Origin of the sequence: Geminisphaera colitermitum TAV2, assembly GCF_000171235.2 — a bacterium.
Taxonomy (GTDB): Bacteria; Verrucomicrobiota; Verrucomicrobiia; order Opitutales; family Opitutaceae; genus Geminisphaera; species Geminisphaera colitermitum.
The window spans coordinates 1-24,456 of record NZ_ABEA03000191.1 but is presented as its reverse complement, the minus strand read 5'-3'; the positions used below and the strand labels follow the sequence as shown (position 1 = coordinate 24,456).

The window sequence follows — 24,456 nt, the reverse complement described above, 5'->3', positions numbered from 1 at the left end:
GCGGCCTGGAGACCGCCGCTCCTTGGCAAACGTCCGCGTAACTTCAGTTAATCATAATCACTCACCTGTGTCTTCTCTGCGCCTCCCTCTTCTGCTTTTTGCTGATTCTGTTATTTGGGAAGGCGACGCTTCGCGCAGCAGACTGGATTGCAGGCGGGACGCCTGCGCTACATCGGAATGCGGGCGTCGCTTGCGACGCCCGCGCACGCCGGACGGAGCACACTTGCAAATTCGCGGGCTTCGCAAGCGAAGCCCCTACAACGAACCGGCGGCAGGATGCCGCCGCCCTCCGCAATATCAGCGCCTCCGGCGCACGATCACGTAGGCCAGCAGCGCCAGCCCAGCGAGCGCGGCATACGTGGCGGGCTCGGGCACGGAAGAGGTGGCGATCGTCGTCCACTGCGCGTAGCCATTGCCGAGATCGACGAAGGTCAGCAGGGCGTCGATGTTGCCCGTATCGACCAGCGTGTAGCCAGCGCCGTCCCACGCCGAGAACGCGGTGCCGGTGAGCAGCGTCAGCACGTCGGCCAGCGCGTAGCCCGAACCTTCGGCTTCGATGAAGTTGCCCGCGCCGAGAAACAGCGTGTCAACATCCAGCGTGGCGAGCGCGGCGGTGGTCAGCCGCAGCGTGTTGCCCGTCGTCTGATCCTCGAATCCGATGTTCACCTCCCTCGCCACCAGCGTGCCTTCGATGATCAGCACGTTGTCGTTCGCCCCAGCAGTCTGGCCGATGTAAACGGCCTTGCCGGTGGCCGTAACGTTGGCGGTGTCGGAGACGAAGGCGGCGGTGGCGAGCGTCGTGTTCCAGACGCGGCTCAGCGTCACGGTGTTGCCGCTGGTGCTTTCGCCGATGATCCAGTCGCCTTGCGACACGAAGCTCAGCCCGTCGGTCGCCAGCGCGGTGCTGCCCGCATCCAGCGTCGTGAACGCCCGGATGTCGCCCCCGTAGGCTTTGCCGGTGGCGACTCCATTCACTTTGGCCTGATACGCACTGATCACGAAGCGGTCGCCCGACAGGCTCACCGATCTGCCGAAGTTGTCATTCGCCGCGCCGTCGGAGGCGAGGAGCTTCACGTCCTGATTCACCGTGGGGTCGCTTGCGTTGTCCAGTCCCTTAAAATAATACGCCGATCCCGAATCAGTCCCCTTGTCGTCATCGTAATAAGCCCCGACCAGGGCGCTGTCGCCCGACAGGCTCACCGAATTGCCGAACTGGTCACTCGCCGCGCCGTCGGAGGCGAGGAGCTTCACGTCCTCGTTCACCGTGGGGCCGGTTGCGTTGTCCAGCCCCTTAAAATAATAGGCCGATCCCGAAGAGGCCCCCTTGTCGTCATCCGCATTAGCCGCGACCAGGGCGCTGTCGCCCGACAGGCTCACCGACTGGCCGAAGTAGTCACTCGCCGCGCCGTCGGAGGCGAGGAGCTTCACGGACTCGTAGGTGGCGGTGGTGACACTGGCAGGTCCGGTGTAGTCCGTCGGGCGTCCCGTTTTCCCGTCCAGCCCCTTGTAATAATAGGCCGAGCCCGAATTGCTCCCCTTGTCGTCATCCTGGTAAGCCCCGACCAGGGCGCGGTCGCCCGACAGGCTCACCGTCTGGCCGAAGTAGTCACTCGCCGCACCGTCGGAGGCGAGGAGCTTCACGTCCTGGTTCACTGTGCCGCTCTTGCCGTCCAGTCCCTTGTAATAATAGGCTGAACCGGAACGGCTCCCCTTGTCGGCATCGTAGTGAGCCCCGACCAGGGCGCGGTCGCCCGACAGGCTCACCGAATAGCCGAAGATGTCATCCGCCGCGCCGTCGGAGGCGAGGAGCTTCACGTCCTCGTAGGTGGCGGTGGTGACACTGGCAGGTCCGGTGTATCCATCCGGGAGTCCCGTTTTCCCGTCCAGCCCCTTGTAATAATAGGCCGATCCCGAATCAGTCCCCTTGTCGTCATCGTAGCGAGCCCCGACCAGGGCGCTGTCGCCCAACAGGCTCACCGAAACGCCGAAGACGTCATTCGCCGCGCCGTCGGAGGCGAGGAGCTTCACGGACTCGTTCACCGTACCGCTTTTGCCGTCCAGCCCCTTGTAATAATAGGCCGAGCCCGAATTGTTCCCCTTGTCGTCATCGTTATAAGCCCCGGCCAGGGCGCCGCCGCCCGACGCGCTCACCGAATAGCCAAAGTAGTCACTCGCCGCGCCGTCGGAGGCGGTGAGCGTGGAGGCGCGGGCGGGGGGAGCGGCGAGAGCGAGGAGCGCGAAGGCGAGAGCGCCGGGCGCAAGGAAGGCGAGCCGGAGCATGTCTGTAGTCTTTGTTTTTGCTGTTTTCATTTTCATGATGGAAAAGGAGGGGGGGGGGGGGATGAATTAAGAATTAATAATTAAGAATTTAAGAGGGAGGAGCGGGCTCGGGCGGCTTCGCCGTCTGCGGGCGAGACGCCCGCGCCATAGCGTAGCGCAGGCATCCTGCCTGCCATCTTGTCTATTGCGCGAAGCGCGGTGACTTTTATGGAGTGCGGCGCTTCGCGCAGCAGGCTGGATTGCAGGCGGGACGCCTGCGCTACATCGGAATGCGGGCGAGACGCCCGCGCCACTCGGAATATCATTTTGGTTTCTCATCGTGCGGGAGAATGGGAGAAATCAACCGGTGCCTTCGGAGTGCTCGGCGAGGTAGGCTTTGGCGGCTACGTCTATGATGTCGCCGGGGATGCCCACGTGGTTGCCTTTGACGTATCCAAACACCTGCACGCGCCACATCTGCGGTGTGTCGGTGGGGAGGGGGGTGGGGTCTTTGAAGGGGCTTTCGTGCACCACGTGCTCGGCGTCGAACTCGCCCGTGCCGTGGTCGATCTTCACCATGAAATATTGGTAGCCGGCTTTGGTGAGTTTGATGGTGAGTTGGTTGTGGTCGATCAGAGCTTCGTATTGGGGTTTGGTTCCGGTGACCGCTCCGGGGGGGTGTTTGGGCAGGGGGTTGAGGCGCAGGAGGTCTTTTATTGCCTGATCGAGTTTGCCGCTCCGGTTGGCGAGGATGTCGTCGCACAGGGCGATGGCTAGGGGGTAGGCTCCGGCTTCGGCGCTTTGGGTGGCTTGGGGGCCGGTGTCGGTGGTGGTGGGGCGCACGTAAACGTGTTGGCCGATGGGGTTCCAGGCGGCTTCGTTTTTGTTGGCGGTGCGCTCTTCGGCCAGACTGCGGGTGGCTTGATGGTAGCGGTGGGTGTCGGTGAGTAGTTGCGCGGCTTGCACCAAGGGGGTGGCTTTTTGCCCGATGCCGAGCAGGTTGGCCACGGAGGGTAGTTGTTGCGCAAGGTTGGTCAGCCATAGGTAGGCTTCCGTCTCGGTCGTCGGCAAGTAATTGCGATTAGTGTGTTTAGTGGACATTTTATGCTTTCGTTTTTGGTTTTCGGGTAGGCTGAATGGACGTTTCTCCCGTCGCGGGAGAGCATCCTCCCGTCATGGGAGAGCATCCTCCCGTCATGGGAGAGCATCCTCCCGTCATGGGAGAGCATCCTCCCGTCATGGGAGAGCATCCTCCCGTCGTGGGAGAGCATCCTCCCGTCGTGGGAGAGCATCCTCCCGTCATGGGAGAGCATCCTCCCGTCATGGGAGAGTATCCTCCCGTCGCGGGAGAGTATCCTCCCGTCGTGGGAGAGCATCCTCCCGTCGCGGGAGAGTATCCTCCCGTCGTGGGAGAGTTGTCAGAAATGACGGGAGAAGGGACGCAATTGCCTGAAGCGTATTGTCTCGTCCCTTCCCGTTTCCGTGTCGTCCCGTCCGGACATGGTACCCCCTTGTTTGGGTGTTCTATGCTGACACAGCTTAAGCTAAGCTTGGGAGCTTGGGAGCTTGGGAGCTTGGGAGCTTTGTAATAGTCCCGTATGTCGTATGCACGCTCATTTCCAAGTTGTTAGCGGGTTTGGCCCAAGTGGTTTCAGTTGTTCGTTGATCCGGTGTGCGCGTCCCTGACGCAAATGTGCGGAGGAAAAAGATGGAGCCAAATCAGCGCGTCAAGTCGTTTTATCGGCCTGTCGCACATATTTCGGCAGTTTCCCGCAGTTGATGGCCGCAAAATCCATCTGGGAAGAAGAGTTTCACGCCACGGCGCAACGGGCGCAACGCTCACAGGCATCCGCAGGCTGAGGGCGTGGCGTTCGTCGCGCCGTGGCGTGAAATTCTGTTCCCGGTTTAAACTTAAGGGTGGTTCTAAAAATCAGAAATCACACAGAGATCACAGAGAAGGCACAGAGTTTAGGGAAGACAAAACGACTTTGCTCCTTTTTTCAGTGGGAAACTGGGAAGTGATATGGCGGGAGTTGGCGCGGAAGCGCCCGTAGCGCAGGCATCTTGCCTGCAATCGAGTCAATGGCGCGAAGCGCTGCTTCCCAAAAACAAACGCAACAAAACTCACCGCGCTTCGCGCAGTAGATTAGTTTGCAGGCAGGATGCCTGCGCTACGAGGCGCTTCCGCGCCAACTCTCGCCTATCCACTGAAAACGTCGAAGAACCACATTCATTCGCGAGGAAAATGTCCTTCCACCGGACAGGCCTCCCCAAACTCTGTGCCTCCTCTGTGTCCTCTGTGTAATTTTTAGGAGTTCCCTGAATTTTTAGAACCTCCCTTAAGGATGTTGGGAAGAAGAGTTTCACGCCACGGCGCAACGGTCGCCACGTTCACAGGCATCCGCATCCGCAGGCTGAGGGCGTTGCGTTCGTCGCGCCGTGGCGTGAAATTCTGTTCCCGGTTTAGACTTAAACGCTAAGACGCTAAGCCTCCGGGATATAATTTCTCCGCGCCTCCGCGTCTCCGCGTGAGATTTTTCTCCCTTCGGTTACGGCGCGCGTCCGCGCAATTCGTTTTTCAGACGCTGAATCCGCAGATGCGCCTGCATGGTGAACCTCCGCCAGTTGAAACCGAGGTAAACCTGCTCGTTGAGAACCGGCCAGGCGCTCGTCTCCTCCACCTTGGCGGGCAGGTCGCCAGCCCATTCGCCGCAGTCGCCGATCTGGTATTTGAGACATAGGTAACGGGCCAGCGAGACAACCGCCACGAGGTCGCGGTGACGCAGGGCCATCTCGGGATGCCCGGCGTGGCGGATCACTTCCGTGTAGTTTTCGGGCAGACGGTGGGTGCGCGCCAGCGCCTCGCCCGCCTCGCGTGCCGTGCAACCCAGATAACGCCGTTCCGCCTCTTCGCGCGGCACCTGGCAATGGCGCGCGTGCCGCGTGATCGCCTGAAAACTGCACGGATGCAACCGGAGCAGCACCAGTTGCCCGATGTCGTGCATCAGGCCCGCGTTGTAGGCCGGGCGCACCATGTGCCCCCACTCCAGTGCCTGGCAGACAAACTCCGCCATGTGCGCCACACCCACCTGAAACATCCAGAATTGCGTCCACGACAGCGGGCGCAGATGGCGTTCGTCCACCATGACGAGTGACCTGCACAGGGCTTGCAGGCGGGCGTTGCCCAGCCAGCCCACGGCGCTGCGCAGGCCGCCGATCGGGTCGATCTCGTCGTGATCGAGCCGGTTGGCGCTCATCAGGATTTGCGCCGCCAGGCCCGGATCACGAATCACCAGATGCTGGATCGGACTAAGGTTGGAGAGGTGCGCGTTGACCGCCATCTGGAACGCCGCCGCCACGCTGGCAATGATCGGGCATCCCGGGAGTCCCGCCGCTTGCGCGAGCAGCGAGCGGGGGTCCACCAGGGGACGTTCGTCCGTCGGGGAAGCGCACTGCCAGCGCCGCCGCTCCTGCTCCTCCTGCGCCGATTCCTCTTCCTCCGCCGCGCGGGCGGCTGCGGAGGCGTTGGTGGTATTGGTATTGGTGTTGGTGTTGGTATCGAAAAAAAATGACGTGGAGGAAGCGCCGTCTTCGGTCGCCCCTGCGCCGGGGCGGATTGTCTCGAACGAGGCCCGCACCAGCCGGGCGGCCAGCGCGAGGTTTTCCAATGCGCCCGGAGGCCAGCCGCTGTCGTCCACGCTTGGCGTTGCCCCGGCGGGTGCCGCGACTTGTGCAGCCAAGTCGCGCAGCCAGCGTTCAATGCCCGGCGCGGCGGCTTCCGTTGCCAGCGCGGCGAGGTCGGAGAGAATAATATTGGAGGGCGGGTCTCCTGACCCGCCGACGTGACTCGCGTCAGCGAGGCTCGCCCATCCGGGATCAGAAGGCGCGGCGGCAGCGGATAACGCCGCAGCCAGTTCGGAGCGTTTCCCGCGCAACGCCTCCACCGTCATGTCGGTTTGCCGCAGTGCGCGGGCTTCGTCGGTGATTACGCTTGCGAGCCAGGGTTGCTCGGTCGCCTTGGCAATCTCCTGATGGATGATCTCGTCGTCGTAAGGTTTTATGAGGTAGTTTTGCGGGAGGTAATCCAATGCGGTTCGCACGACCTTGCGCTCCGAGACCATCGTGTAAACGACCAGCGGCAGGTCGCGCAGCAAGGGATGGGTCCGCACCTGCCGGATGAATTCCATTCCGTTCCCGCCTCCGCCCAGCTTGAGTTCCACCACGGCGAGGTCGTAACGCACCTGCGCGCAGAGCAGCGCCCACGCCTCTGCGGGGGTGGTGGCGACGTCGCAACGGTGATCGTCTCGCTCCAAAATACTGAGAAAGACGCGCTGCGCCGCCAGCTGATCGTCAAGGAGGAGCAGATGAGCCATAGGTGAAAACGCAATGGGCCGTTCCGCCCGATTTCAGGCGGTCCGGCAGCAAGGGGGGGAACAGCGAATGAAATGAACCAGCGAGCAATGAATATGAAACCGCCCTGAATCTATCGACTCGTTCGCCGGAAAACTTGAGAGCAACTTGCGGACAAAAGTGGCGGCTGGCGGCGACAAAAAGCAGATTGCCGTGCGCCAGACCGGCATGGATAGTGCGTCCCGCATGATCCGATTCCTGCCCTTGTTTATCACCGTTGTTGTTGCCGGTCTTGGTTTCGCCGGATGCTTCCATGTGCGAGTGAGCATGGACCCCGTGGAGGTTCACGCCACGGTGGACGTTAACGTGAAGGTCGATCAGGCCCTCAACAATTTCTTCGGCGACCTCGACGCCAAGTCCCGCACGCTGGATGTCCCCGATGCTCCCGCCGACACGCCAACGACCGCTCCCGCGCAGTAATCCTCCCCCCCCCCCCTCCACACACACCAGCACACACAATCTTCGTTTTTTTTCCATTAACATCATGATTCGCTATCTACTACTCGCTACTCGCTACCTGCTACTCGTTTTGGCTTTTGGGGTGATGAGCGCCCCGGTCGTGCACGCGCAGGATTTGGGGGCGATCAAGCAAAGCATGGACAAGCGCCTGCCGTCCGTGGATGCGCTCAAAGCCAGTGGAGCCTTGGGTGAGAACAACAAGGGTTTTCTCGACGTGCGCGCCGCGACCGGTGACGCCGCCGCCGTGGCCGCGGCGGAGAACGCGGATCGCAGAGTCGTTTATGCGGCATTGGCGAAGAACGCCGGGTCCAGCGCCGAGGCAGTCGGGCAGGCTCGGGCTCGTCAGATCGCCGCCGCCAGCAAAGCCGGGGTCTGGCTGCAAAGCCCCAAGGGCGACTGGTACCGCAAGTGACATCGGAGGGCGGGTCTCCTGACCCGCCAGACGCGGCGCAGCCGCGCCCATCCGGATGGGCGAGGCCCGCTGACGCGAGCCTCGTCGGCGGGTCGGGAGACCCGCCCTCCGCCAATTAGCACTGTCCGCTGACATCCCGTTGAGTTGCGCGCATCCCCTAAAGAGCGCGAAGCGCAGACTCGACCTTCGACATTAAGATCATAGACCTTCGACTGTTTCATGTCCGAACACTTTTCCCTGCTCAAAACCGACTCCGCCACCGCCGCGCGTCGTGGCCGTTTGACTACACGACACGGCACGATTGAGACGCCCATCTTCATGCCGGTGGGCACGCAGGGCACGGTCAAGGCGCTCACGCCCGCCCACCTGCGCGAGATCGGCGCGCAAATCATCCTCGGCAACACCTACCACCTCAACCTCCGCCCCACCAGCCAGCTCATCCGCGACTTCGGCGGACTGCACGCCTTCATGGGTTGGGACGGCCCGATCCTCACCGACAGTGGCGGCTTCCAAGTCTTCTCGCTGGCGAAGCTGCGCAAGATGCATCACGACGGCGTGGAATTTCAATCGCACCTCGACGGCGCGCGCTGCTTCCTCGGCCCGCGCGAAGTCATGGCCATCCAGCAAAACCTCGGTAGCGACATCGCCATGGTGATCGACGAATGCCCCCCCTGGCCCTGCGAACGCGACGCGTGCGCCGAGGCCGTGGCGCGCAGCTACCGGTGGGCGAAGCAATGCCGCGAAATCGCCTCCGACAACGGATTCCTTGCCGCCGGGCACCACGTATTTGCGATTGCGCAGGGTTCGACCTACGACGACTTGCGACGCGAGGCGGCGGAGTCGCTCGCCGCGCTCGATTTTCCCGGTTACGCCGTGGGCGGCGTGAGCGTGGGCGAACCCGAGCCCGAAATGCTCAAACAAGTTGCCGCCACCACGCCCTGGCTCCCGTCAGGGAAACCCCGGTACACGATGGGCCTTGGGACGCCGTCGCAGATTCTCAAGATGATCGCGCTCGGGGTGGACATGTTTGATTGCGTGCTGCCGTCGCGCGTGGCGCGCAACGGACTCGCTTTCACGCCCGACGGCCCGATGAACCTGCGCAACGAACGTTACCGCGCCGATGCGCGTCCCATCAGCGACGAGGTGAACAACTACACCACCCGTTTCTCCCGCGCCTACCTGCGACACCTGACCGTGGCGGGCGAGATCCTGAGTTGCACGCTGCTGACGTTGCACAATCTCCATTTTTATCTCGATCTGGTCGCCCAAGCGCGCGCCCACATCGAAGCCGGAGACTACGACACCTGGCATCGTGCCTGGGTGTCGCGTTACGAGGCGGGCGCGGCAGGGCGGTAAACCGCAAAGCGCGGAGGGCGGACGCTCCGGATTTTTTTTGTCTCCATCCTCCATGCCAGCCGGCGCTCGCTCAGAGGTTGGCGATGATGGCGTCGGCCATTGCTTTGGTGCCGATGCTCGGACGGCCAAAGGCGATGTCGCCCGTGCGGTGTCCATCGACGGCAACCGTTTTGCGGACGGCGGCTTCGATGCGGGTGGCGATCGCGTCGAGTCCGAAACTGTAACGCAGCATCAACGCGCCGCTAAGGATTTGCGCGCAGGGGTTGGCCAGGCCTTTGCCAGCGATGTCGGGCGCGGTGCCGCCGGCGGGTTCGTAGAGACCAAAGGGTTTGCCGAGGGAGTTTTTGCCGGTGCCGAGCGAGGCGCTGCTCAACATGCCGAGCGATCCGCAGATGACGGCCATCTCGTCGGAGAGGATGTCGCCAAACATGTTTTCCGTGAACAGCACGTCGAACTGGTTGGGATCGCGCGCGAGTTGCATGGCGGCGTTGTCCACATACATGTGCGTGAGGGCGAGGTCGGGGTGTTTTGAAGCGAAATAGGCGGTGACGGTCTTGCGCCAGAGGACGGAGGTTTCGAGGACGTTGGCCTTGTCCACGGAGCAGATTTTTTTGCCGCGGGCGCGGGCGGTGACGGCGGCGACTTCGGCGATGCGTTCGATTTCGCTGGTCTTGTAAACCATGGTGTCGATCGCCTGTTGTTCGCCGTTTTCGAGGGTGGTCGTGGCTTTGGGCTGGCCGAAGTAGATGCCGCCCGTGAGTTCGCGGATGCACACGATGTCGATGCCGTTGGGGATGCGCTCGGGCTTGAGCGGTGAGGCGTCAACGAGATCCTTATAGAGGAGGCCGGGGCGGATGTTGGCGAAAAGGTTAAAGGCCTTGCGCAGTGGCAGGAGGGCGGCGCGTTCGGGCTGTTCGGCTGGGGGGAGTTTTTCCCACTTGGGGCCGCCAACGGAGCCGAAGAGGATGGCGTCGGCGTCGCGGCAGGTGGCGAGCGTGGATTCGGGCAGGGCTTTGCCGTGGTTGTCGATGCCGGCGCCGCCGACGTCGGCTGTCTTGTAAGAGAGGGTGAGGTTTTCCTGTTTGGCAACGTGTTCGAGCACGCGAAGGGCCTCGATCATGACCTCAGGGCCAATGTAGTCTCCAGGAAGAACGGCGAATTTGAGCGTGGACATAGACATAAAGGGAAACGGATTAGCGGGCCGGGGGCGCGAGGGGAAGCGGGATTTGCAGGATTTTTGCCCGGCGATCAAACAATCCGCCGGCAATCCATTTGCCGGCGCGCGTGAAATTCGCGTCCAAGCCGATAGGGCGTCCCCTGGTCCGGCACTTCGCTAATGAATGAATGGAGACTGGTGGCGTGGGCGACGCTGCGTGTCGGTGGGCGCGTCTAGCTGACCGTAAAACCGAATCGATAGCGACGGGCGGTCAGTTGGTAGCGGGAGAGGGTATCGGGACCGCAACTGCCGGTGCCGAGTCCGCGATGAGCGATGTCGAGATAGAGAATTGTTTCCGGGCGGGGTGTCAGTTCGTGGGTGTGCGTGGCGGCGTAAAGATCCTCGGCGGAGTAGTGCGTGGCGTTGAATTCCAGAAGCGGTCCGCTGGCGATGATGTGCAATGGTGGCAGCGGCGATGGTGACGTGGAGTGGCTGGCCGGGGAGGGAGTGAGTTCGAGCCAGCGGGTTTCGGTGTGGTGGCCGTGTTCCTGCGGCATCACGTAGTCAACGTATTCGTTGGTTATTGTATTCTCGTGGATGCCAAGCAGCGCGCCGCGGCGACGGTCACTGTAGCTTTCAAAAGGGCCGCGTCCGAAATAACGGAGGTGTTCGTAACCGGGGACGAGATCGAGCCTGAGGCCGATCCGAGGGAGGTCGGTCATGTCGGGTTCGGAAAAGCGAATGTCGTTGTCGATTGTCAGGCTACCATCGGGAGCGAGCGTGTAGCGGTGGAGATGCGTGCAGTCGGTCCAGCGGGCGCGGGCGCTGACGTGGTGGGTGAGCGTGACGGTGATGGCACCGTCAGGGGAGGGCTTGGAGATGAGGCGGATGGCGTTTTTGTCGTCGGGTCGGTGGACAAGCGGATTTTGGAGAAGGCCGAGGTTGAGCCAGCGTCCAAGCGCTTTGTCATCCTGATTAGTCCAGAGTTTGATGCCGTCGTTGTCGGTGGCGCCGCGATTGAGTTCGAGGAGCGGAGATCGGGCGAGGACTTCGGTGCCCCGGATGCGCAGCGAGGAGAGTGTAGCGGTGTAGCGGTCAAAGCGGGCGGTGATATCAGCGGCGGGGGCGGTGAGAATGATGGAACCAGCAGTTTCTCTGACTGTGATTGGGCTTTTGGGTAGTGAGGCCTCTCCGATGTCTCCGCCGGGTGCAGTTTGGTGTATCGAATTTCGTGAGTATGCGGTGCGTGGTTGCGGAGGACTCGGAGATGACTCCCTGCCGGTGAGGTGTTTTGTCAACGTGAGTTGCTGCCATGCGATTTCGTGGCCGCGCTTGGCATAGGAGATGTCACGGCCGGTGGCATAGCGGAGGGTGAGGTGCGCCTCGACGCTGGCGGGAAGTTTGCCGACGGGGAGGGTGATCTCTTTTGATTCACCGGGTGCGAGGTCAAGGGAGGGGAGGGGGACTCGTTTTTTGAGGACTCCGTTGATGAGGAGTTCCCATGTGCCGCGCAACCAGCCAAGGGAGGTGAAATCTTGTTCGTTGCGAATGCGGATGCGGACGGTGCCAGTTGCCGGGTTGTGCGCGACGAGGTCGATGGCGACGGGTTGCGCGAGGTGCTTGAATTCCCACATGGCCGGGTGCGGTATCCGGTCAGCGGAGACAAGGCCGTCGCACACAAAATTGGCGTCGTTGGGCGAGTCTCCGAAGTCGCCGCCGTAGGCAAACCACTCGCGACCATCGGCGGTTTTTTGACGGATGCCGTGGTCGAGCCATTCCCAGATGAAGCCGCCCTGGAGTCCGGATTTGGTTTTGAAGGCGTCGAAGTAGTCGCAGAGCGAGCCGTTGGAGTTACCCATGGCGTGCGAGTATTCGCAGACGATGACGGGGCGTTGCAGCGGATGGAGTGGAGGGCGTTGCGGAAGATTGGTGAGGGGTTTGTCGTAGTGGCGCAGGCGTTGTTTTGCGATGACGCGTTGCGTGCGTGCGTCGATCCAGGATGAGGTTGACGCGGCGTTGGCGGATGCTGGGAGGTGTCGGGTGACGAGGTCGCTCCACTCGGTGAGTTCGGCGACGGAGGGATACATGGGGCAGATAAGGTCGGTGACGGCCGCACCTTGGTCCCAAGTGCGGCGCATTTGGCGCTTGGTGATGGCTCCTTCGTAGTGCAGGGGACGGGTGGGATCGGCGGCGCGAACCCAGCCGGCGGAGGCGTCGATGTTGGGACCGTGGCCAGATTCGTTTCCGAGGGACCAGGCGATGATAGAGGGGTGGTTTTTATCGCGCGCGACCATGCGCATGACACGATCGAGAAAGGCGGTGGCGTAGCGGGAATCGTGGGCGAGTTGGTTGCGGAGGCCGTGGGCCTCGACATTGGCTTCGTCGATGACGTAGAGGCCGTGTTGATCGCAGAGATCGAGCCAGCGGGGATCGTTGGGATAGTGGGCGGCACGGACGGCGTTGAAGTTGAACTGCTTCATCAGCGTGACGTCGCGCTGCATGGTGGCGTAAGGAACGGCTTTGCCGTGGTCGGGGTGGTGGTCGTGACGGTTGACGCCCTTGATAATGACGCGACGTCCGTTGACGAGAAGGTCTCGCCCGACGATTTCCACGCGGCGAAAGCCGATACGAAATGCGGCATGTTCCACGCCCTCGGGTGCGGTCAGTGAAACCACAGCGGTATAGAGAACGGGGGTTTCGTGTGACCACGGTGCGACGGGGACGGGAAGCGGTGCGTCGAAGCGGGCCAGGAGGCGGGTGAGGTCCATGTCGTCGCGCCGTGACGAGACGGTCTTCCGGAGCGGACGGGGGAAGACGGCGCGGCCATTGGGGTCGTATAACTGCACGCGGACGGAGGTGGCGTCGTTGAGACCGCCATCGTAGGCGACGCGGGCGTCGAGTCTGAGAGAGGCGGTGCGGTTGTCGGAATGGAGGACGGGAGTGATGTGAACGTCACCGAGGTGCGTTGCAGGTGTGGAATAGAGAAAGACTTCACGGTGCAGTCCAGCCAGCCACCATTGATCCTGATCTTCGATGTAGGAGGCATCGGACCATTTGATGACAATGGCGGTGATTTCGTTGTCTTGGCCGAAGCGGGCAAGGTGGGTGATATCGAATTCGGTGGGGAGGCAGGAATCTTTGCTAAGGCCAACAAACACGCCGTTGACGTAAACGGTGATCACGCTGGTTGCGCCGCCGAAGTGGAGAACCACACGCTGCCCGCGCCAGTCTGACGGAGGACGAAAGGTGCGCCGGTAAATGCCAGTGGGGTTTTGTTGTTGCGGCACATGGGGCGGCTCGTGCGGAAAGGGCATGACGGCATTGGTGTAATGGGGGCGGCCATGACCTTGCAGTTCCCAGTTGCCGGGTACGGTGATGGGCTGCCAGTCGGTGGTGCCGTTGATGGAGGTAGCAGGTGTGGCGATGCGGAGCGCATCTTCCGGGTTGGGGGCGGGGTGAAATTGCCAAGTGCCGTTGAGGGAGTGGTGGCGTGTCGATTTTTCAGACTTTCCAGCGCGGGCTTCTTTTACGCTCCCGAAACCGTGAAAGGTGGCGCGCGGAGGGAGTTTGTTGAGGGAGGTGAGTTCGGGGGCTTCCCAGAATTTCGGGAATTCAGATTTACTCATGGAAAGGGAGATGCCGTGACGCTGCCGTGCGTATTTACGCACATCCTGCCGTTATTTCAGGAAGGCTTCGAGGCGGGCGTGGTCGATTTCGAGGGCGACCGCGCTACGGATACCGCTGTCATTAAGAATCACCCAGCGGCCATCGGGGCTGATGTGCGGGTGAGCATGCCAAGGGTGTTTGGCCCGACCGCCAACATACAGGGTTTCGCGAGCGCCAGTTTTGAAATTAAGGGCGATTACTTCGGTTCGATTATCCGGCAGGATTATATCTGCGACCATCCATCGACCATCCCGGCTGATATTACAGTGGTAGAACCCTTTTCCACCTGTGATCAGCCGATGGGAACCGTCGTAGCCGACTTCGTAGAGACCGTCCGCGCCTCCGGAGTTTCGACTCGTCATGACGACGCTGACCACACCCGGTTTGTGGAACAAGGCGCGCTCGTGGTTCATGTAGATGAAGTCGCCAATCGGTGATTGCGGACGAAACAAGCGTCGCCCGTGAGGTGCCTCGATTTCATGCCATGCCCACATGCGATCATCAGGCAACGGGCCTCCGCCTGGAACTTCGTGAGAAAAGGAAATCCATTTCGGATCAGAGGGCGAATAATGGGCGTGGTTGATGATCCAGTCGGTCTCCATGCGGGTGGTCACGACGCCCGTGGCGATGTTGATCGTTTGGAGTTGGAAGAGTTTTTGGTTTCCTCCCTCGGCTTTCACGTTCCAAAGCGCGTAGGTGGCTTCCGTGCCGTCTTCGCGGATGTCGGCTCCGTGGGAGATTTGCGTACCGGCGGGAGCGGTCGTGAGGATGCGATTGGGTTGCCGTCTGGTGAGGTCGAGCAGGACGAGGGCGTTGTCACTGCGCTTGGTGGAGACCACTGCGAGTCCATTGCCCGAGATGCTGTAGAACATATTGGCGTTCTCCAAAGCACCGGCGGCCCGGTGCTGGCCGGTCGTTGGATCGAATTCGATAAGTGAGAGCGTATTGGTCGCCTCGGTTTCCCGCCCGACAATGAAGGTGCTGGCGTCCCATGTCGGATCAGAGCGCCAAAAGCCATTGGAATGGGGATAGGTGTAGTAGCTGCCAGCAGGCGTGTTGACCGCGCGCTTCACAAAGGGGCTGCGGATGCGCAGATCAGCGGTTGCAGAGATGCTGCCATCCCCACGCACTGCGGTCGCGGCAAGAAGCACTGTGCTGGCAGCAGCATATGTGAGAGCAAACGTGGAGGATGGCTTGATCATGAGTGGAGATGTCAACTTTACCGGCGCGTGCGCTGGCGGATGGCCATGGCGACGACGAACAGCGAGGAACTGGCTAGGAGCGCAACGGTGGAGGGTTCGGGTATCGCGCCAGCACGGAGAGTTTCGAGTTCGCCGAGCGACAAAACGCCGGAGTTATCCGTCGTGGAACCGTAGAGTCGAATGTCGTCGAACAGCGCGTCGAACGGGCGTCCACTGCCTCCGATGTTGTTGCCGAGGGTGAGCGCGGTTCCCGACGAGACGACACTGCCTGCCGCAATCGATCCGGTTGTATGGGCGTCGGTTAATTTGATGGTCTCCGTGCCGAGATAAAATTTTACATTGTTGCTGCTCTGGTTGCCGTCGTAGGTGACGGCAAAGAAGACCCATTGGCCATCGAGGCTGGACGTGTTGTAGTAGGGTTTGGCGGTGGCGCTGGTAAATCCCGTGCCGTTTACGCGCAAGGTCAGGCGTCCTGCGTCCGATCCGTAAAGGCTGATGCCGGCTGCCGTCTCCGCTGCGGGAGGTTCCGTAAAAACCGTCAGCAGGCGCGTCTGGCCTCCACCGAAGGTGGTTGTCGTGTCCACTTTGAACCAGCCGGCGATGGTGAACGATTTCAGCGCGCCGAGGTTGGTGCTCACCGACGCATCAGCGGTCTCGGCGCGGCCACCGGTGCCCGCGCTTCCGCTGCCGGTGGATGCTGTGTTGTCGAAGGCGATTCCCTGGCCGCCTACTCCGGAGCCTGCGGCTGAGTGCAGGTCGGTGGCCGCACCTGATGAATTGTAAAATGTGAGATTGGCGCTGCTGCCGAGCGAGCCGGTGTTGGTTGCCGTCGTGCCGGTTTCTTCAAAGAGATATTCCAGCAAGGGTGTTCCGCCCGGAAGCAACGAGGGCAACGCGAGCATCAGAGTGACGAGTGCGGCATGGAGTTTGGATATGTTCATTTGGATGGATGTGTTCGGGTGATTTGCAGTGTGCGGGTGGTCTACAGTGTGGTTTTGTCTTCGATGTCTTTTTTGGTGTTCAGTGTGACGTGGCCATCACACCAGAGAATGTTGGCGCGACCGGAATGCGGAGTGCCGATGCGCGACCAGGCGGAATTGGTTGGCACAGAGAATCCCCGTCCCCACGCGCTGTCCTTTGCCGAGTCCGTCATCATCACGACCTGGCTGGGAGTATGTATTTCCGCGAGCCGTATGCGATTCTTTGGCGAGCCGGAATAATCGATCAGCACGTTGTAGTTTACGGTGTAGGGGTATCCATAATCGCATTGCACGGTTCCAGCAACGGGCTCGGGAGTCCGATTTTCAGGGCAGACTGCTATTTTCTGAAGGGTGTCCTTCCCTCCTGTGTATGAAGCGAGGGGGGAAACCCATTGGGATTGGGAATATCCAAGATACCAGTTTACGGTTGGATGGAAGTTGGATTGTCCGGCGATGAGCGTGTCTTTTTCGTCTTGGGCATGAAGCATGATGGCCGTGTGCAACTGCCGCAGATTCGAGGCGCATTCCGCCCTGCGTGCGCTCTGGCGAACCTTGCCAACGGTGGGGATAATGATCGCCGCAAGGATGCCGATGATGGCGATCACTGTGAGCAGTTCGATCAAGGTGAAGGCATTGCAACAGGTGTGGCGAATCGACTTTTTCATGGGGAAAATGCGAAATGAAAGCAGAATAGAAAACTGCACATGGTGATGTGTAAGGTGAGCGGGATCTGGAGGTGCGAACGGGTGCTTTGCGTGTGGCGAAAGAGTCTGCACGTAGCCTTATGCAAAGAAACCTTCCGGGCTATTCGGCAGTGCGGGAGATTTGTTTGCTCTGCGGTATATTTGTGCCTTTTTCCGCGTTGCGCACAAAAAGGCAGGCGGCAGCGGAAAGCAGTGGCGCAAATCAGCGCTATGTGGGTGCAGTTGCAGCGAGCAGGGCGGGGGCGTTGCGCAGGTGGCGGTAGGTCAGCGGGGAAAAATGGAAGCGCGAGCGGAAGCATTTGCAGAGGTGATTTGTGTCCACGAATCCGGTGCGGGCAGCGACTTCCTTGATGGACAGATGCGTGTTCTGAAGAAGGGCGGCGGCTTCGTTGATGCGCACTTCGCGCATATAGGCGGCGGGGACGAGGCCGGTGGTACGTGCGAAGTGGCGCGTGAAGTAGGCGCGGCTCATGCCGAACCGGGCGGCCACTTGCCCAACGGACAGAGGTTTACTGATGTTTCCCAGCGTGAGGTTTTTGACTTGATCGAGAAGCTTTTGACGAGCTTGCGAGGGGTGTTTTTGGGAGAGCATCCATTTTTCGAGTTCGATCATCCAGCGCAGGAGTTGGGTCTCGATGGAATGCGGATTGTTGCCGCCGCCGCGCCAGAGTTGTTCGATCATGCTGGCGGCGGCTTCGACGGGCGTGGCTTTCTCCGTGAAGGCGAAAACATGGTTGCGCAGGTCGGGATTCGAGAAGAGGCGTTCAATGAGATAGGGATGATCAAATACGAACCAGAAAAAGGTCCATTCAGGGCATTCGGGCGCACTGCGGTAGCAGTGTTCGGAGGGGACTTTTACGAGGAAGGCGCTGCCTTCTGGAACGTTGATGGGGCCGCGTTCTGGAGTTTCGAGGATACCCCAGCCTAGTAGTGTATATTTAAATACGCCAATGGGGGGTTTTTTGAGCGCGGCTGGTCTCATGCCGTCGAAACAGAGCGGAGGCATGGCAAGGCGGTTTTTGATGGGAGGGGTGTTGGTCTGCCGGTTGCTGTCGATGCGGCAAGGTTTACCGGGCCGGATGGTTTCAACCCCGGAGGCGATGACTCCACTGGCTTGGAGTGGGTGTTGTGTCCAGTCCGGGTGCTGCGAAAAGGCCCCAGTTTTCCAAGTTTTGAAGAAGGTCGAGATCAGGTCGTTCATCGGCAATGCTGATGATGTGGATGGCGCGGGATGTGGGGGACGTAAAGCGGGGCTGCGTCTATTTGTCCATATTCGGATCAATGCGTGGCTGGCGAGCCAGTGACAAATGCCTGCGATGGGGCAGGGCGCGTGCTTGCATAGGGAGGGCGGAGATGTTCACCGTTTTCCCGAATATATCGGGAGGGCTGCACGGCCTCACCCTGACTCACCGGACTCGAAAATCACATGACAACAAGCAATCAAGCGGGCGGACTTCCTTCATCGGAACCTGCACAACAGGGAAAACACTGGGTGGCACCGGTGCTGGCGATGGCCGGCATCGTGCTGCTTTCCAATATACTGGTGCAGTATCCGGTGGGCGAATGGCTTACGTGGGGGGCGTTTTCGTATCCGGTTACTTATTTCGTCACGGATGTTTGCAATCGCTGGGCAGGGCCGGGTCTGGCGCGGCGGGTGGCGTGGGCAGGGTTTGTGGTGGGGGTGGCGCTGTCGTTGTGGATGGCCACACCGCAGATCGCGCTGGCGTCTGGCGCGGCCTTCATCACGTCGCAGTTGCTCGATATCTCGGTCTTCAACCAACTGCGTCGTAAGTCGTGGTGGATGGCTCCGCTGTTCGGCTCGGCGGTGGCGTCGGTCGTGGACACGGCGATTTTTTTCTCCATCGCGTTTCACGGCACCGACCTGAACTGGGTGCAACTCGCCGCCGGTGACTTGGGCGTGAAGCTGGCGATGGCACTGGCGCTGTTGGTGCCGTTCCGTCCGGTGGTCAGATGGATGTCAGGGCGTCGTGCAGTGCCCGGAATTTGAGATCGGTTTCGGCGTATTCGGTTTCTGGATCCGATCCGGCAACAATGCCCGCCCCGGCGTAGATACGGGCGGCGTTGCCTTGGATGAGGGCGGAGCGCAGGCCGACAAAAAATTCGCCGCCGCCGCGGGCGTCGATCCAGCCGATGGCGCCGGCGTAGAGGCCGCGCGGGAACCCCTCCAATTCGCGTATCCGCGCCACCGCTACATCACGCGGAGTGCCGCCGACGGCGGGCGTGGGATGGAGGCGGGCAAGAATGTCGAGGAGGTGGACGCCGTCGGGGAGCGGGGCGCGGACGGGAGTGTGCAGGTGCTGGACGTTGGCGAGTTTGCGCAACGCGGGAGGGGGGGGGGGGGGGAGCACGAGGTCGAGGGGGGCAAGGCGGCGAAGGATGGAATCGAGGACGTGCCGGTGTTCACGGAGGTCTTTTTCGCTGGCGAGGAGGGCGGAGCCGAGGGCGGCGTCATCGCTGGCGCTTTGGCCGCGGCGAATGGAGCCGGCAAGGGCTTCGGTTTCGATCACGCCTTGGCTCACGCGCACAAGGCGTTCGGGACTGGCGCCGATGAAGCTCTGGCCGTGTCCGTTGGCGACGGAGAAACTGTAGCACTCGGGAAAGCGTTCGCGCAGGGTGTTGAGCACGCGCAAGGGATGGAATGGCATCGGGGCAACGAGGTCGCGGGCGCGGGCGAGAACGATTTTTTGGTAACGACCGGCGGCGATGTCGGCGAGGCTGCGGGTGACGGCCAGGCGGTAATCGGAGACTTCGGTGGTAAGGAGAGTAGGGTAGGGGGGGGGGGAGTGTGTGGCTGTGGCGCGGGCGTCCCGCCCGCTGGTTTGTGATTGAGAGTGTGGCGCGGGCGTCCCGCCCGCTGGTTTTTCTGATGCGGGCGGGACGCCCGCGCCACTTTCGATCATACTGACTTCAGAACTGCGGTAGTCGAATTTTGCGAATTTGGCGTGCGCGCGCCAGACGCGGTCGGTGAGCGCGGCGAGTTCGGCAGGCGTGGCGGCGGGGGAAATGAGCAGGTTGGCGACGGCGGTCGTCACGCCTGCGGCGCGCGCCACCTGCCAGCGAGGGACGAAGACATGCGCGGCGGCGAAGGGATCGCCGGGCTCCACGTCGTCAAGAAATGAGAATGTAGTGAAAAAATGAGGACCACCAAAGGGCGCGGTCACGTCGCCGACGGCGATGGTGCGGGCGAGGGTGTCGTCGATGAAGCGGCGGATGGCGTCGAAGCGTCCGGAGCCGGACGCGGTGTGCGCGATGGCAATCTCGGCTCCGGCCAGGGCGCTCTCCATGCCGGGACGCTCGGTGTAAAAATGCGGTTCGCCCGGCTCGAAGATCGACTCCAGCACGGCCAGCGGATCGAGCGCGTCCACCGCCAGCGAAATGCTGGCGAGACGCGGGTGTCCATCACGGACGGCTTCGGCGTGGCAGCGCGCAAGAAAATCCCCCAGCGCCTGCGGTGTGGCATTTTCAGCGGGATGAATGGGGAGCAAAATCATGACTGAAGTTATGCAGGCGTCGCAGGGAGCGGCGGCAGAATGCCGCCTCACGTCCAGCTAACAAGGCGACGCTTTACCGCCGATCCGTCCGGCGGCAGGATGCCGCCGCTCCTTGGTTTGTTTACTTTGTTTTTTCCTCCGTCTGCGGACGCGGGAAGAGGATGGCGGTTTCGGCAACCTTGGCGCCGGCAAGGGTGTCGCCCCAGACGAGGCGGTCGCGCCAGGCGGAGCCGGCGGCGGGTGTGTATCCGAGGACTCCATACACCTTTTCAACGGTTTCGGGCATCACGGCAACGAGCAGCGTGGCGCCGAGGCGCAGGGCTTCGGCCATGGTGGCGAGCGAGACGCGGAGGAGCGCCTGGTCGGCGGCTTCGGCGGATTTGCCGAGCTTCCACGGTGCGCGTTGCTCGACGTAACGGTTGGTTGCGGTGATGAAGCCAAAGGTGCGTTCCAACGCGATGTGGAATTGGAAGCCTTCGCTCAACTCGATGACCTCGTCGCGTGTTTTTTCCCACAGGGCGCGCAATTCCCTCTCCAAGTCGCCTCCCTCGGAAGGGGGGGAGGGGGGGAGGGGAGGCACACAACCGCCGGCGAAGCGGTTGGTCATGTTGAGCGTGCGGTTGACGAGGTTGCCGAGGTTGTTGGCGAGTTCGGCGTTGTAGCGGGCGAGGAATTGCTGGAGCGAGAAATCGCTGTCCTGGCCGACACTCATTTCGCGGATGAGGAAGTAGCGGAGAGCGTCCACGCCGTATTGCGCGGCAAAGCTGACGGGCTCGACGAAGTTGCCCGTGCTCTTGGACATCTTGCTGCCGTTGATCGACCACCAGCCGTGCGCGAGCAGGGCGCGCGGGGGCTCGATGCCGAGGGCTTTGAGCATGATGGGCCAGTAAACGGCGTGCGGGGGCACGAGGATGTCCTTGCCGATGACGTGGAAGTCGGCGGGCCATACGCCGGGTTTGTCGATGACGGCGGAGTAGTAGTTGACGAGCGCGTCGAACCAGACGTAGGTCACGAAATTCTCGTCGAAGGGCAGGGGAATGCCCCATTCGAGGCGTTCCTTGGGACGCGAGATGCAGAGGTCGTTCAGCGGTTCGGACAAAAATTCGAGGACTTGTTTCTGGCGGTAACGGGGGAAGACGAAGTTCTCGTTGGTGTTGAGAAAATCGATCAGCCAGTCCTGATAGGCACGCAGTTTGAAAAAGTAGTTGCTCTCGGTGATCTCGGTGACTTCGCCGAAAATCTCAGGCCAGGTGCCGTCGGGGTTGCGGTCCTTGTCTTGGAGAAACTGTTCCTGACGGGTGGAGTAGAAACCGGTGTATTCGGCTTTGTAGATCTCGCCCTTGTCGTAGAGTTTCTGGAGGAGGTCGCGGACGACGTTTTTGTGGCGCGGCTCGGTGGTGCGGATGAAGTCGTCGTTGGAGATGTTGAGCGTGGCGCAGACGGCGCGGAATTCCTGGGAAATCTCGTCGCAAAATTGCTGGGGCGGGATGCCGCGTTTTTGGGCGGTTTGTTGCACTTTTTGTCCGTGTTCATCGACACCGGTGAGGAAATATACGTCGTCGCCCATCGCGCGGCGGAATCGGGCAATGACGTCCGTCAGCACCTTTTCGTAGGCGTGGCCCAAGTGCGGCGAACCGTTCACATAATCGATCGCTGTCGTGATGTAGAATGTCTTCTTCTTCATGCGTGGAGCCGGGCAAAAAAAACGTGTCGCGGGCAAATGTCGAAGGTTTTGCTGCGCAGACCTTGGCGGCCCGGCTGGAGCGTCCGCAGGCCGGCCCACCGTGGGCTCCGTTACACCACGGGCTTGCGGCGGTAGAGCAACAGGCCGGGCATGGCGAGACCGACGGCGAGCGCGCCGACGAGGAAGAGGGTTTGCAACCCGTTGGTCAGCGCGGTCTGCCAGAGTTCCTGGGTGAAGCCGTTGCGATTGATTTCCACAATGGCGAGGAGCGTCGTGTAGGCGGGCACCCCGGGGATCATGGGAATGATCGCCGCCACGGTGAATACCTTGGGATGCGCGCGCATGCGGCCGGCCATCCAGACGCCAATCAGGCTCAACAACGACACGGCAAGCAGCGTGGCCCATTCCAGTTTGAGGTCCGCGCCAAACACGAGCAATGTGCGCAGCCCACGCGCAAAAGCGCCGCCCAGCGCCACAACGACCAGAGCACGCGGCGGGACGTTGAACAGCAGCGCAAACCCCACGGCGGGAACGGCGGCGATGAGGGCATTTTCGAGAACGGTAAGTAAAAGGTTCATAACAGAGCGTTCTATTTTAGCGGATTTCGCTTTTCAGGTTTCAGCTTTTTCTAGAGCCAGCCGCGGACGTTCCAGGCGAGCATGGCCAGCAGGATGCCGATGCAGGTGCCGATGCAGAGGAGAACGGCCATGCCCATGCGGGCGATGCCGGTGTTCATATAGCCTTTGACCATGTCGGACACGGCGTTGATCAGCGGCATGCCGGGCACGAAGAGCAGCACGCATGAGGCCATGGCAATCTTGGGGGTGGCACCGAGTTGGTAGATCAACCCTTGGGCGGAGATCGATGTGGCGACGAAGGCGCCAATGGTGAAGTTGACGATCGGGTTGAAGTGCCACTGCGCCAGAAGCTGGCGCACGGCCATCGCCACCGCGCTGGCGACAAAGGTGATGCCGCACGCGATCCAGTCCGCATGCACGAGGCGTGCGAAGCCGGCGCATGAAAGGCCGATCATGAAGACCACAAGCCAGCGGTTGTAATGAAAGGGGCGGAGGGCATCGAGTTGCCGCGCGACCTCGACGAGGCCAATGCGACCGGCCTCGGCGTCGAGCATCACGCGCTGCACACCGACGGCCATGTGCATGTTGATGCCGCGGTCGATGTTGCGCCGCACCGTGGTGACACAGTGCCCGTGCTTGAGCGTGGTGAGCGTAATGGCGTTGGCCATGAGCGCCACTTCCACGCTGTCTGCGCCAAAAGCCTCGCCCAGCCGGCGTGAAACGGACTCCACCAGTGCGCTCTCCGTGCCGTGCTGCATCAGCAACTGCGCCGCATGAATGCACACGCGCGTCACCTCGCGCTGGTCAAAGTCAGTGATGGTTGTCGGATTCATTGTCGTATTCAGAAATTAACCACAGTGACACGAAGGCGCGCAAGGGATGCTCAAAACTCCACGCCAAGCTGCGCCTGCACGCCTTGGGCGAAGGGGTGTTTGATTTCGCGCATCTCGGTCACGAGGTCGGCGAAGGCGACCAACTCGGGCGGAGCGCCGCGTCCGGTGATGACGACGTGCTTGCCGGGCGCGCGGGAGCGCAGGCCGTCGAGCACTTCGGCGACCGGCATGTAGCCGCATTGCAGGACGATGTTGAGTTCGTCGAGCACCACAAATTTCACCTCCGGGTCGCACAGGGCGCCGAGCGCGACTTCCCAGCCGGAGCGGCAACTGGCGATGTCGGCGGCGCGGTTTTGAGTGTCCCACGTAAATCCCTCGCCGCAGCGGTGCCATTCGAGAAACGGTCCTTCCAGGGCGCGCATGATGGCGGCATCGCCGGCCTTGATGAACTGCACCACGACGCTGCGGCGGCGGTGGCCGACGTTGCGCGCGAGCATTCCGAAGGCGGCGGTGCTTTTGCCTTTGCCGTCGCCGGTGTTGACGATGACGAGGTCGCGTTTCTCCTTCGCGGCGGCGATTTTCGCGTGCATCTCGTCCTGCAATTCCTGCATTTGCGAGCGGTGTTCGGCTTCGTCGGCGGTGGGCTTGATGGTGGCGGTGGTGTGGCTCATGACAGTGTCAGGGAAGTTCCAATACGAGACTTTCTACAAAACGATAACGCACGCCAAAAACATTGAGCAACGTGGCAGGCGTGAGCACCTCGGCGGGGGGACCGGCGGCGGCCAGACGGCCTTCGTGCAACACGACCACGCGGTCGAGACGATAGGCCATGCGCAGGTCGTGCAGGGAAAAAATCACCGTGCGGCGTCCGCCGGCGGGCGAGGTGAGTTCGCGGGCGAGTTCGAGGACTTTGAGCGCGTGACGCGGATCGAGCGCCGCCAGCGGTTCGTCCCAAATGTGGAGTGACGCCTCGGTGACAAGCGCGCGCGCCAGCAGCACGCGCTGGCGTTCGCCGCCGGAGAGTTGGTTGACGGGGCGGTGGGCGAGGGCGGTCAGGTCGAGGCGGGCGAGGGCTTCGTCCACGCCGCGATCATCGTCGCCGTGTGCGTAGCGGCCTTGGGCGACGACGGAGCGGACGGTGAACCCAAATTCAAATCGCGCCTCCTGCGGCACCCAGGCGGTGAGCCGTCCGCGTTCCATGATGGCGATGTCGTCGAGCGGGCGTCCTCCCCAATGGATTTGCGG

General features: G+C 61.7%; 21 protein-coding genes. 4 read left to right on the top strand and 17 right to left on the bottom strand.

Features of this window, described 5'->3' with window-relative positions; translation table 11 throughout:
• Positions 1–297: 297 nt before the first annotated feature.
• The 5 genes from OBACDRAFT_RS22375 to OBACDRAFT_RS22365 form a co-directional block, all read right to left on the bottom strand.
• Positions 298–2,316 (bottom strand): FG-GAP repeat protein, encoded by a 2,019-nt coding sequence (locus OBACDRAFT_RS22375; protein WP_043589143.1) that lies wholly within the window; start codon positions 2,314–2,316, stop codon positions 298–300.
• 44 nt (positions 2,317–2,360) lie between these two features.
• The gene (locus OBACDRAFT_RS28735; RefSeq protein WP_157837254.1) at positions 2,361–2,585 is read right to left on the bottom strand and encodes a hypothetical protein; all 225 of its coding nucleotides are present in this window, start codon (positions 2,583–2,585) and stop codon (positions 2,361–2,363) included.
• 34 nt (positions 2,586–2,619) lie between these two features.
• Positions 2,620–3,360 (bottom strand): hypothetical protein, encoded by a 741-nt coding sequence (locus tag OBACDRAFT_RS22370; RefSeq protein WP_157837253.1) that lies wholly within the window; start codon positions 3,358–3,360, stop codon positions 2,620–2,622.
• Positions 3,294–3,635 carry a hypothetical protein gene (locus tag OBACDRAFT_RS28730; protein ID WP_081722278.1) on the bottom strand — a complete coding sequence of 114 codons (342 nt, stop codon included), beginning with the start codon at positions 3,633–3,635 and terminating at the stop codon, positions 3,294–3,296. The genes OBACDRAFT_RS22370 and OBACDRAFT_RS28730 overlap by 67 nt, the downstream gene beginning before the upstream one ends.
• Positions 3,636–4,808: 1,173 nt before the next feature.
• Positions 4,809–6,632 (bottom strand): HDOD domain-containing protein, encoded by a 1,824-nt coding sequence (locus OBACDRAFT_RS22365; protein ID WP_043589140.1) that lies wholly within the window; start codon positions 6,630–6,632, stop codon positions 4,809–4,811.
• 145 nt (positions 6,633–6,777) lie between these two features.
• On the opposite strand from OBACDRAFT_RS22365, the gene OBACDRAFT_RS22360 reads away from it, so the two are divergent.
• The 3 genes from OBACDRAFT_RS22360 to tgt all read left to right on the top strand — a co-directional run bounded on the left by OBACDRAFT_RS22360 (position 6,778) and on the right by tgt (position 8,896).
• The gene (locus OBACDRAFT_RS22360) at positions 6,778–7,089 is read left to right on the top strand and encodes a hypothetical protein (RefSeq protein ID WP_232767581.1); all 312 of its coding nucleotides are present in this window, start codon (positions 6,778–6,780) and stop codon (positions 7,087–7,089) included.
• A complete protein-coding gene (locus OBACDRAFT_RS22355; RefSeq protein ID WP_232767578.1) occupies positions 7,049–7,540 on the top strand; it encodes a DUF1318 domain-containing protein in 492 nt (163 codons plus the stop codon). The genes OBACDRAFT_RS22360 and OBACDRAFT_RS22355 overlap by 41 nt, the downstream gene beginning before the upstream one ends.
• A 219-nt stretch (positions 7,541–7,759) precedes the next feature.
• Complete coding sequence (gene tgt, locus OBACDRAFT_RS22350) at positions 7,760–8,896, top strand: tRNA guanosine(34) transglycosylase Tgt (protein WP_043589139.1); 1,137 nt, start codon at positions 7,760–7,762, stop codon at positions 8,894–8,896.
• A gap of 70 nt (positions 8,897–8,966) precedes the next feature.
• Here tgt and leuB read toward each other — a convergent pair whose 3' ends face one another.
• The 6 genes from leuB to OBACDRAFT_RS22320 form a co-directional block, all read right to left on the bottom strand.
• Positions 8,967–10,076: a 3-isopropylmalate dehydrogenase gene (leuB, locus tag OBACDRAFT_RS22345; protein WP_081722277.1), complete on the bottom strand. Its 1,110-nt coding sequence runs from the start codon at positions 10,074–10,076 to the stop codon at positions 8,967–8,969.
• Between the two features lie 209 nt (positions 10,077–10,285).
• On the bottom strand, positions 10,286–13,678 hold the full coding sequence (locus tag OBACDRAFT_RS22340; protein ID WP_043589137.1) for a glycoside hydrolase family 2 TIM barrel-domain containing protein: 3,393 nt from the start codon (positions 13,676–13,678) through the stop codon (positions 10,286–10,288).
• A gap of 51 nt (positions 13,679–13,729) precedes the next feature.
• A complete protein-coding gene (locus tag OBACDRAFT_RS22335; protein ID WP_052362383.1) occupies positions 13,730–14,920 on the bottom strand; it encodes a TolB-like translocation protein in 1,191 nt (396 codons plus the stop codon).
• 17 nt (positions 14,921–14,937) lie between these two features.
• Positions 14,938–15,861 carry a LamG-like jellyroll fold domain-containing protein gene (locus OBACDRAFT_RS22330; protein WP_043589136.1) on the bottom strand — a complete coding sequence of 308 codons (924 nt, stop codon included), beginning with the start codon at positions 15,859–15,861 and terminating at the stop codon, positions 14,938–14,940.
• A gap of 41 nt (positions 15,862–15,902) precedes the next feature.
• Positions 15,903–16,565: a prepilin-type N-terminal cleavage/methylation domain-containing protein gene (locus tag OBACDRAFT_RS22325; RefSeq protein ID WP_052362382.1), complete on the bottom strand. Its 663-nt coding sequence runs from the start codon at positions 16,563–16,565 to the stop codon at positions 15,903–15,905.
• A 247-nt stretch (positions 16,566–16,812) separates the two neighbouring features.
• Entirely contained in the window at positions 16,813–17,805 is a 993-nt protein-coding gene (locus tag OBACDRAFT_RS22320; RefSeq protein WP_081722276.1) for a helix-turn-helix domain-containing protein, read from the bottom strand.
• Positions 17,806–18,114: 309 nt separating this feature from the next.
• Between OBACDRAFT_RS22320 and OBACDRAFT_RS27115 the strand changes: the two genes are divergently transcribed.
• A complete protein-coding gene (locus tag OBACDRAFT_RS27115) occupies positions 18,115–18,612 on the top strand; it encodes a queuosine precursor transporter (protein ID WP_345777640.1) in 498 nt (165 codons plus the stop codon).
• Here the strand turns inward: OBACDRAFT_RS27115 and OBACDRAFT_RS22310 are convergent.
• From OBACDRAFT_RS22310 to OBACDRAFT_RS22285, 6 genes are all read right to left on the bottom strand, one after another.
• Positions 18,572–20,116, bottom strand: a complete 1,545-nt coding sequence (locus OBACDRAFT_RS22310; RefSeq protein ID WP_052362381.1) for an isochorismate synthase — start codon at positions 20,114–20,116, stop codon at positions 18,572–18,574. The genes OBACDRAFT_RS27115 and OBACDRAFT_RS22310 overlap by 41 nt on opposite strands.
• A gap of 121 nt (positions 20,117–20,237) precedes the next feature.
• Complete coding sequence (gene metG / locus OBACDRAFT_RS22305) at positions 20,238–21,800, bottom strand: methionine--tRNA ligase (RefSeq protein WP_043589134.1); 1,563 nt, start codon at positions 21,798–21,800, stop codon at positions 20,238–20,240.
• Between the two features lie 110 nt (positions 21,801–21,910).
• On the bottom strand, positions 21,911–22,378 hold the full coding sequence (locus OBACDRAFT_RS22300; RefSeq protein WP_043589130.1) for a threonine/serine exporter family protein: 468 nt from the start codon (positions 22,376–22,378) through the stop codon (positions 21,911–21,913).
• A 50-nt stretch (positions 22,379–22,428) separates the two neighbouring features.
• Positions 22,429–23,211, bottom strand: a complete 783-nt coding sequence (locus tag OBACDRAFT_RS22295; RefSeq protein ID WP_043589129.1) for a threonine/serine exporter family protein — start codon at positions 23,209–23,211, stop codon at positions 22,429–22,431.
• A gap of 50 nt (positions 23,212–23,261) precedes the next feature.
• Positions 23,262–23,882, bottom strand: coding sequence for a cob(I)yrinic acid a,c-diamide adenosyltransferase (gene cobO, locus OBACDRAFT_RS22290; RefSeq protein ID WP_043589128.1), 621 nt, complete (start codon positions 23,880–23,882; stop codon positions 23,262–23,264).
• A gap of 7 nt (positions 23,883–23,889) precedes the next feature.
• A partial coding sequence (locus OBACDRAFT_RS22285; RefSeq protein WP_043589127.1) for an ABC transporter ATP-binding protein occupies positions 23,890–24,456 on the bottom strand: 567 nt, incomplete at its 5' end.

Excerpts from the sequence above, each read along its gene's own strand:
- OBACDRAFT_RS22295 (WP_043589129.1), bottom strand. The coding sequence starts at position 23,211 with ATGAATCCGACAACCATCACTGACTTTGACCAGCGCGAGGTGACGCGC.
- OBACDRAFT_RS28735 (WP_157837254.1), bottom strand. The coding sequence starts at position 2,585 with ATGATATTCCGAGTGGCGCGGGCGTCTCGCCCGCATTCCGATGTAGCG.
- OBACDRAFT_RS22330 (WP_043589136.1), bottom strand. The coding sequence starts at position 15,861 with ATGAACATATCCAAACTCCATGCCGCACTCGTCACTCTGATGCTCGCG.
- metG (WP_043589134.1), bottom strand. The coding sequence starts at position 21,800 with ATGAAGAAGAAGACATTCTACATCACGACAGCGATCGATTATGTGAAC.
- OBACDRAFT_RS22320 (WP_081722276.1), bottom strand. The coding sequence starts at position 17,805 with ATGAACGACCTGATCTCGACCTTCTTCAAAACTTGGAAAACTGGGGCC.
- OBACDRAFT_RS22365 (WP_043589140.1), bottom strand. The coding sequence starts at position 6,632 with ATGGCTCATCTGCTCCTCCTTGACGATCAGCTGGCGGCGCAGCGCGTC.
- OBACDRAFT_RS22310 (WP_052362381.1), bottom strand. The coding sequence starts at position 20,116 with ATGATTTTGCTCCCCATTCATCCCGCTGAAAATGCCACACCGCAGGCG.
- leuB (WP_081722277.1), bottom strand. The coding sequence starts at position 10,076 with ATGTCTATGTCCACGCTCAAATTCGCCGTTCTTCCTGGAGACTACATT.
- OBACDRAFT_RS28730 (WP_081722278.1), bottom strand. The coding sequence starts at position 3,635 with ATGCTCTCCCACGACGGGAGGATACTCTCCCGCGACGGGAGGATACTC.
- tgt (WP_043589139.1), top strand. The coding sequence starts at position 7,760 with ATGTCCGAACACTTTTCCCTGCTCAAAACCGACTCCGCCACCGCCGCG.
- cobO (WP_043589128.1), bottom strand. The coding sequence starts at position 23,882 with ATGAGCCACACCACCGCCACCATCAAGCCCACCGCCGACGAAGCCGAA.
- OBACDRAFT_RS22335 (WP_052362383.1), bottom strand. The coding sequence starts at position 14,920 with ATGATCAAGCCATCCTCCACGTTTGCTCTCACATATGCTGCTGCCAGC.
- OBACDRAFT_RS22325 (WP_052362382.1), bottom strand. The coding sequence starts at position 16,565 with ATGAAAAAGTCGATTCGCCACACCTGTTGCAATGCCTTCACCTTGATC.
- OBACDRAFT_RS22375 (WP_043589143.1), bottom strand. The coding sequence starts at position 2,316 with ATGAAAATGAAAACAGCAAAAACAAAGACTACAGACATGCTCCGGCTC.
- OBACDRAFT_RS22370 (WP_157837253.1), bottom strand. The coding sequence starts at position 3,360 with ATGTCCACTAAACACACTAATCGCAATTACTTGCCGACGACCGAGACG.
- OBACDRAFT_RS22300 (WP_043589130.1), bottom strand. The coding sequence starts at position 22,378 with ATGAACCTTTTACTTACCGTTCTCGAAAATGCCCTCATCGCCGCCGTT.
- OBACDRAFT_RS27115 (WP_345777640.1), top strand. The coding sequence starts at position 18,115 with ATGGCCGGCATCGTGCTGCTTTCCAATATACTGGTGCAGTATCCGGTG.
- OBACDRAFT_RS22340 (WP_043589137.1), bottom strand. The coding sequence starts at position 13,678 with ATGAGTAAATCTGAATTCCCGAAATTCTGGGAAGCCCCCGAACTCACC.
- OBACDRAFT_RS22355 (WP_232767578.1), top strand. The coding sequence starts at position 7,049 with ATGCTCCCGCCGACACGCCAACGACCGCTCCCGCGCAGTAATCCTCCC.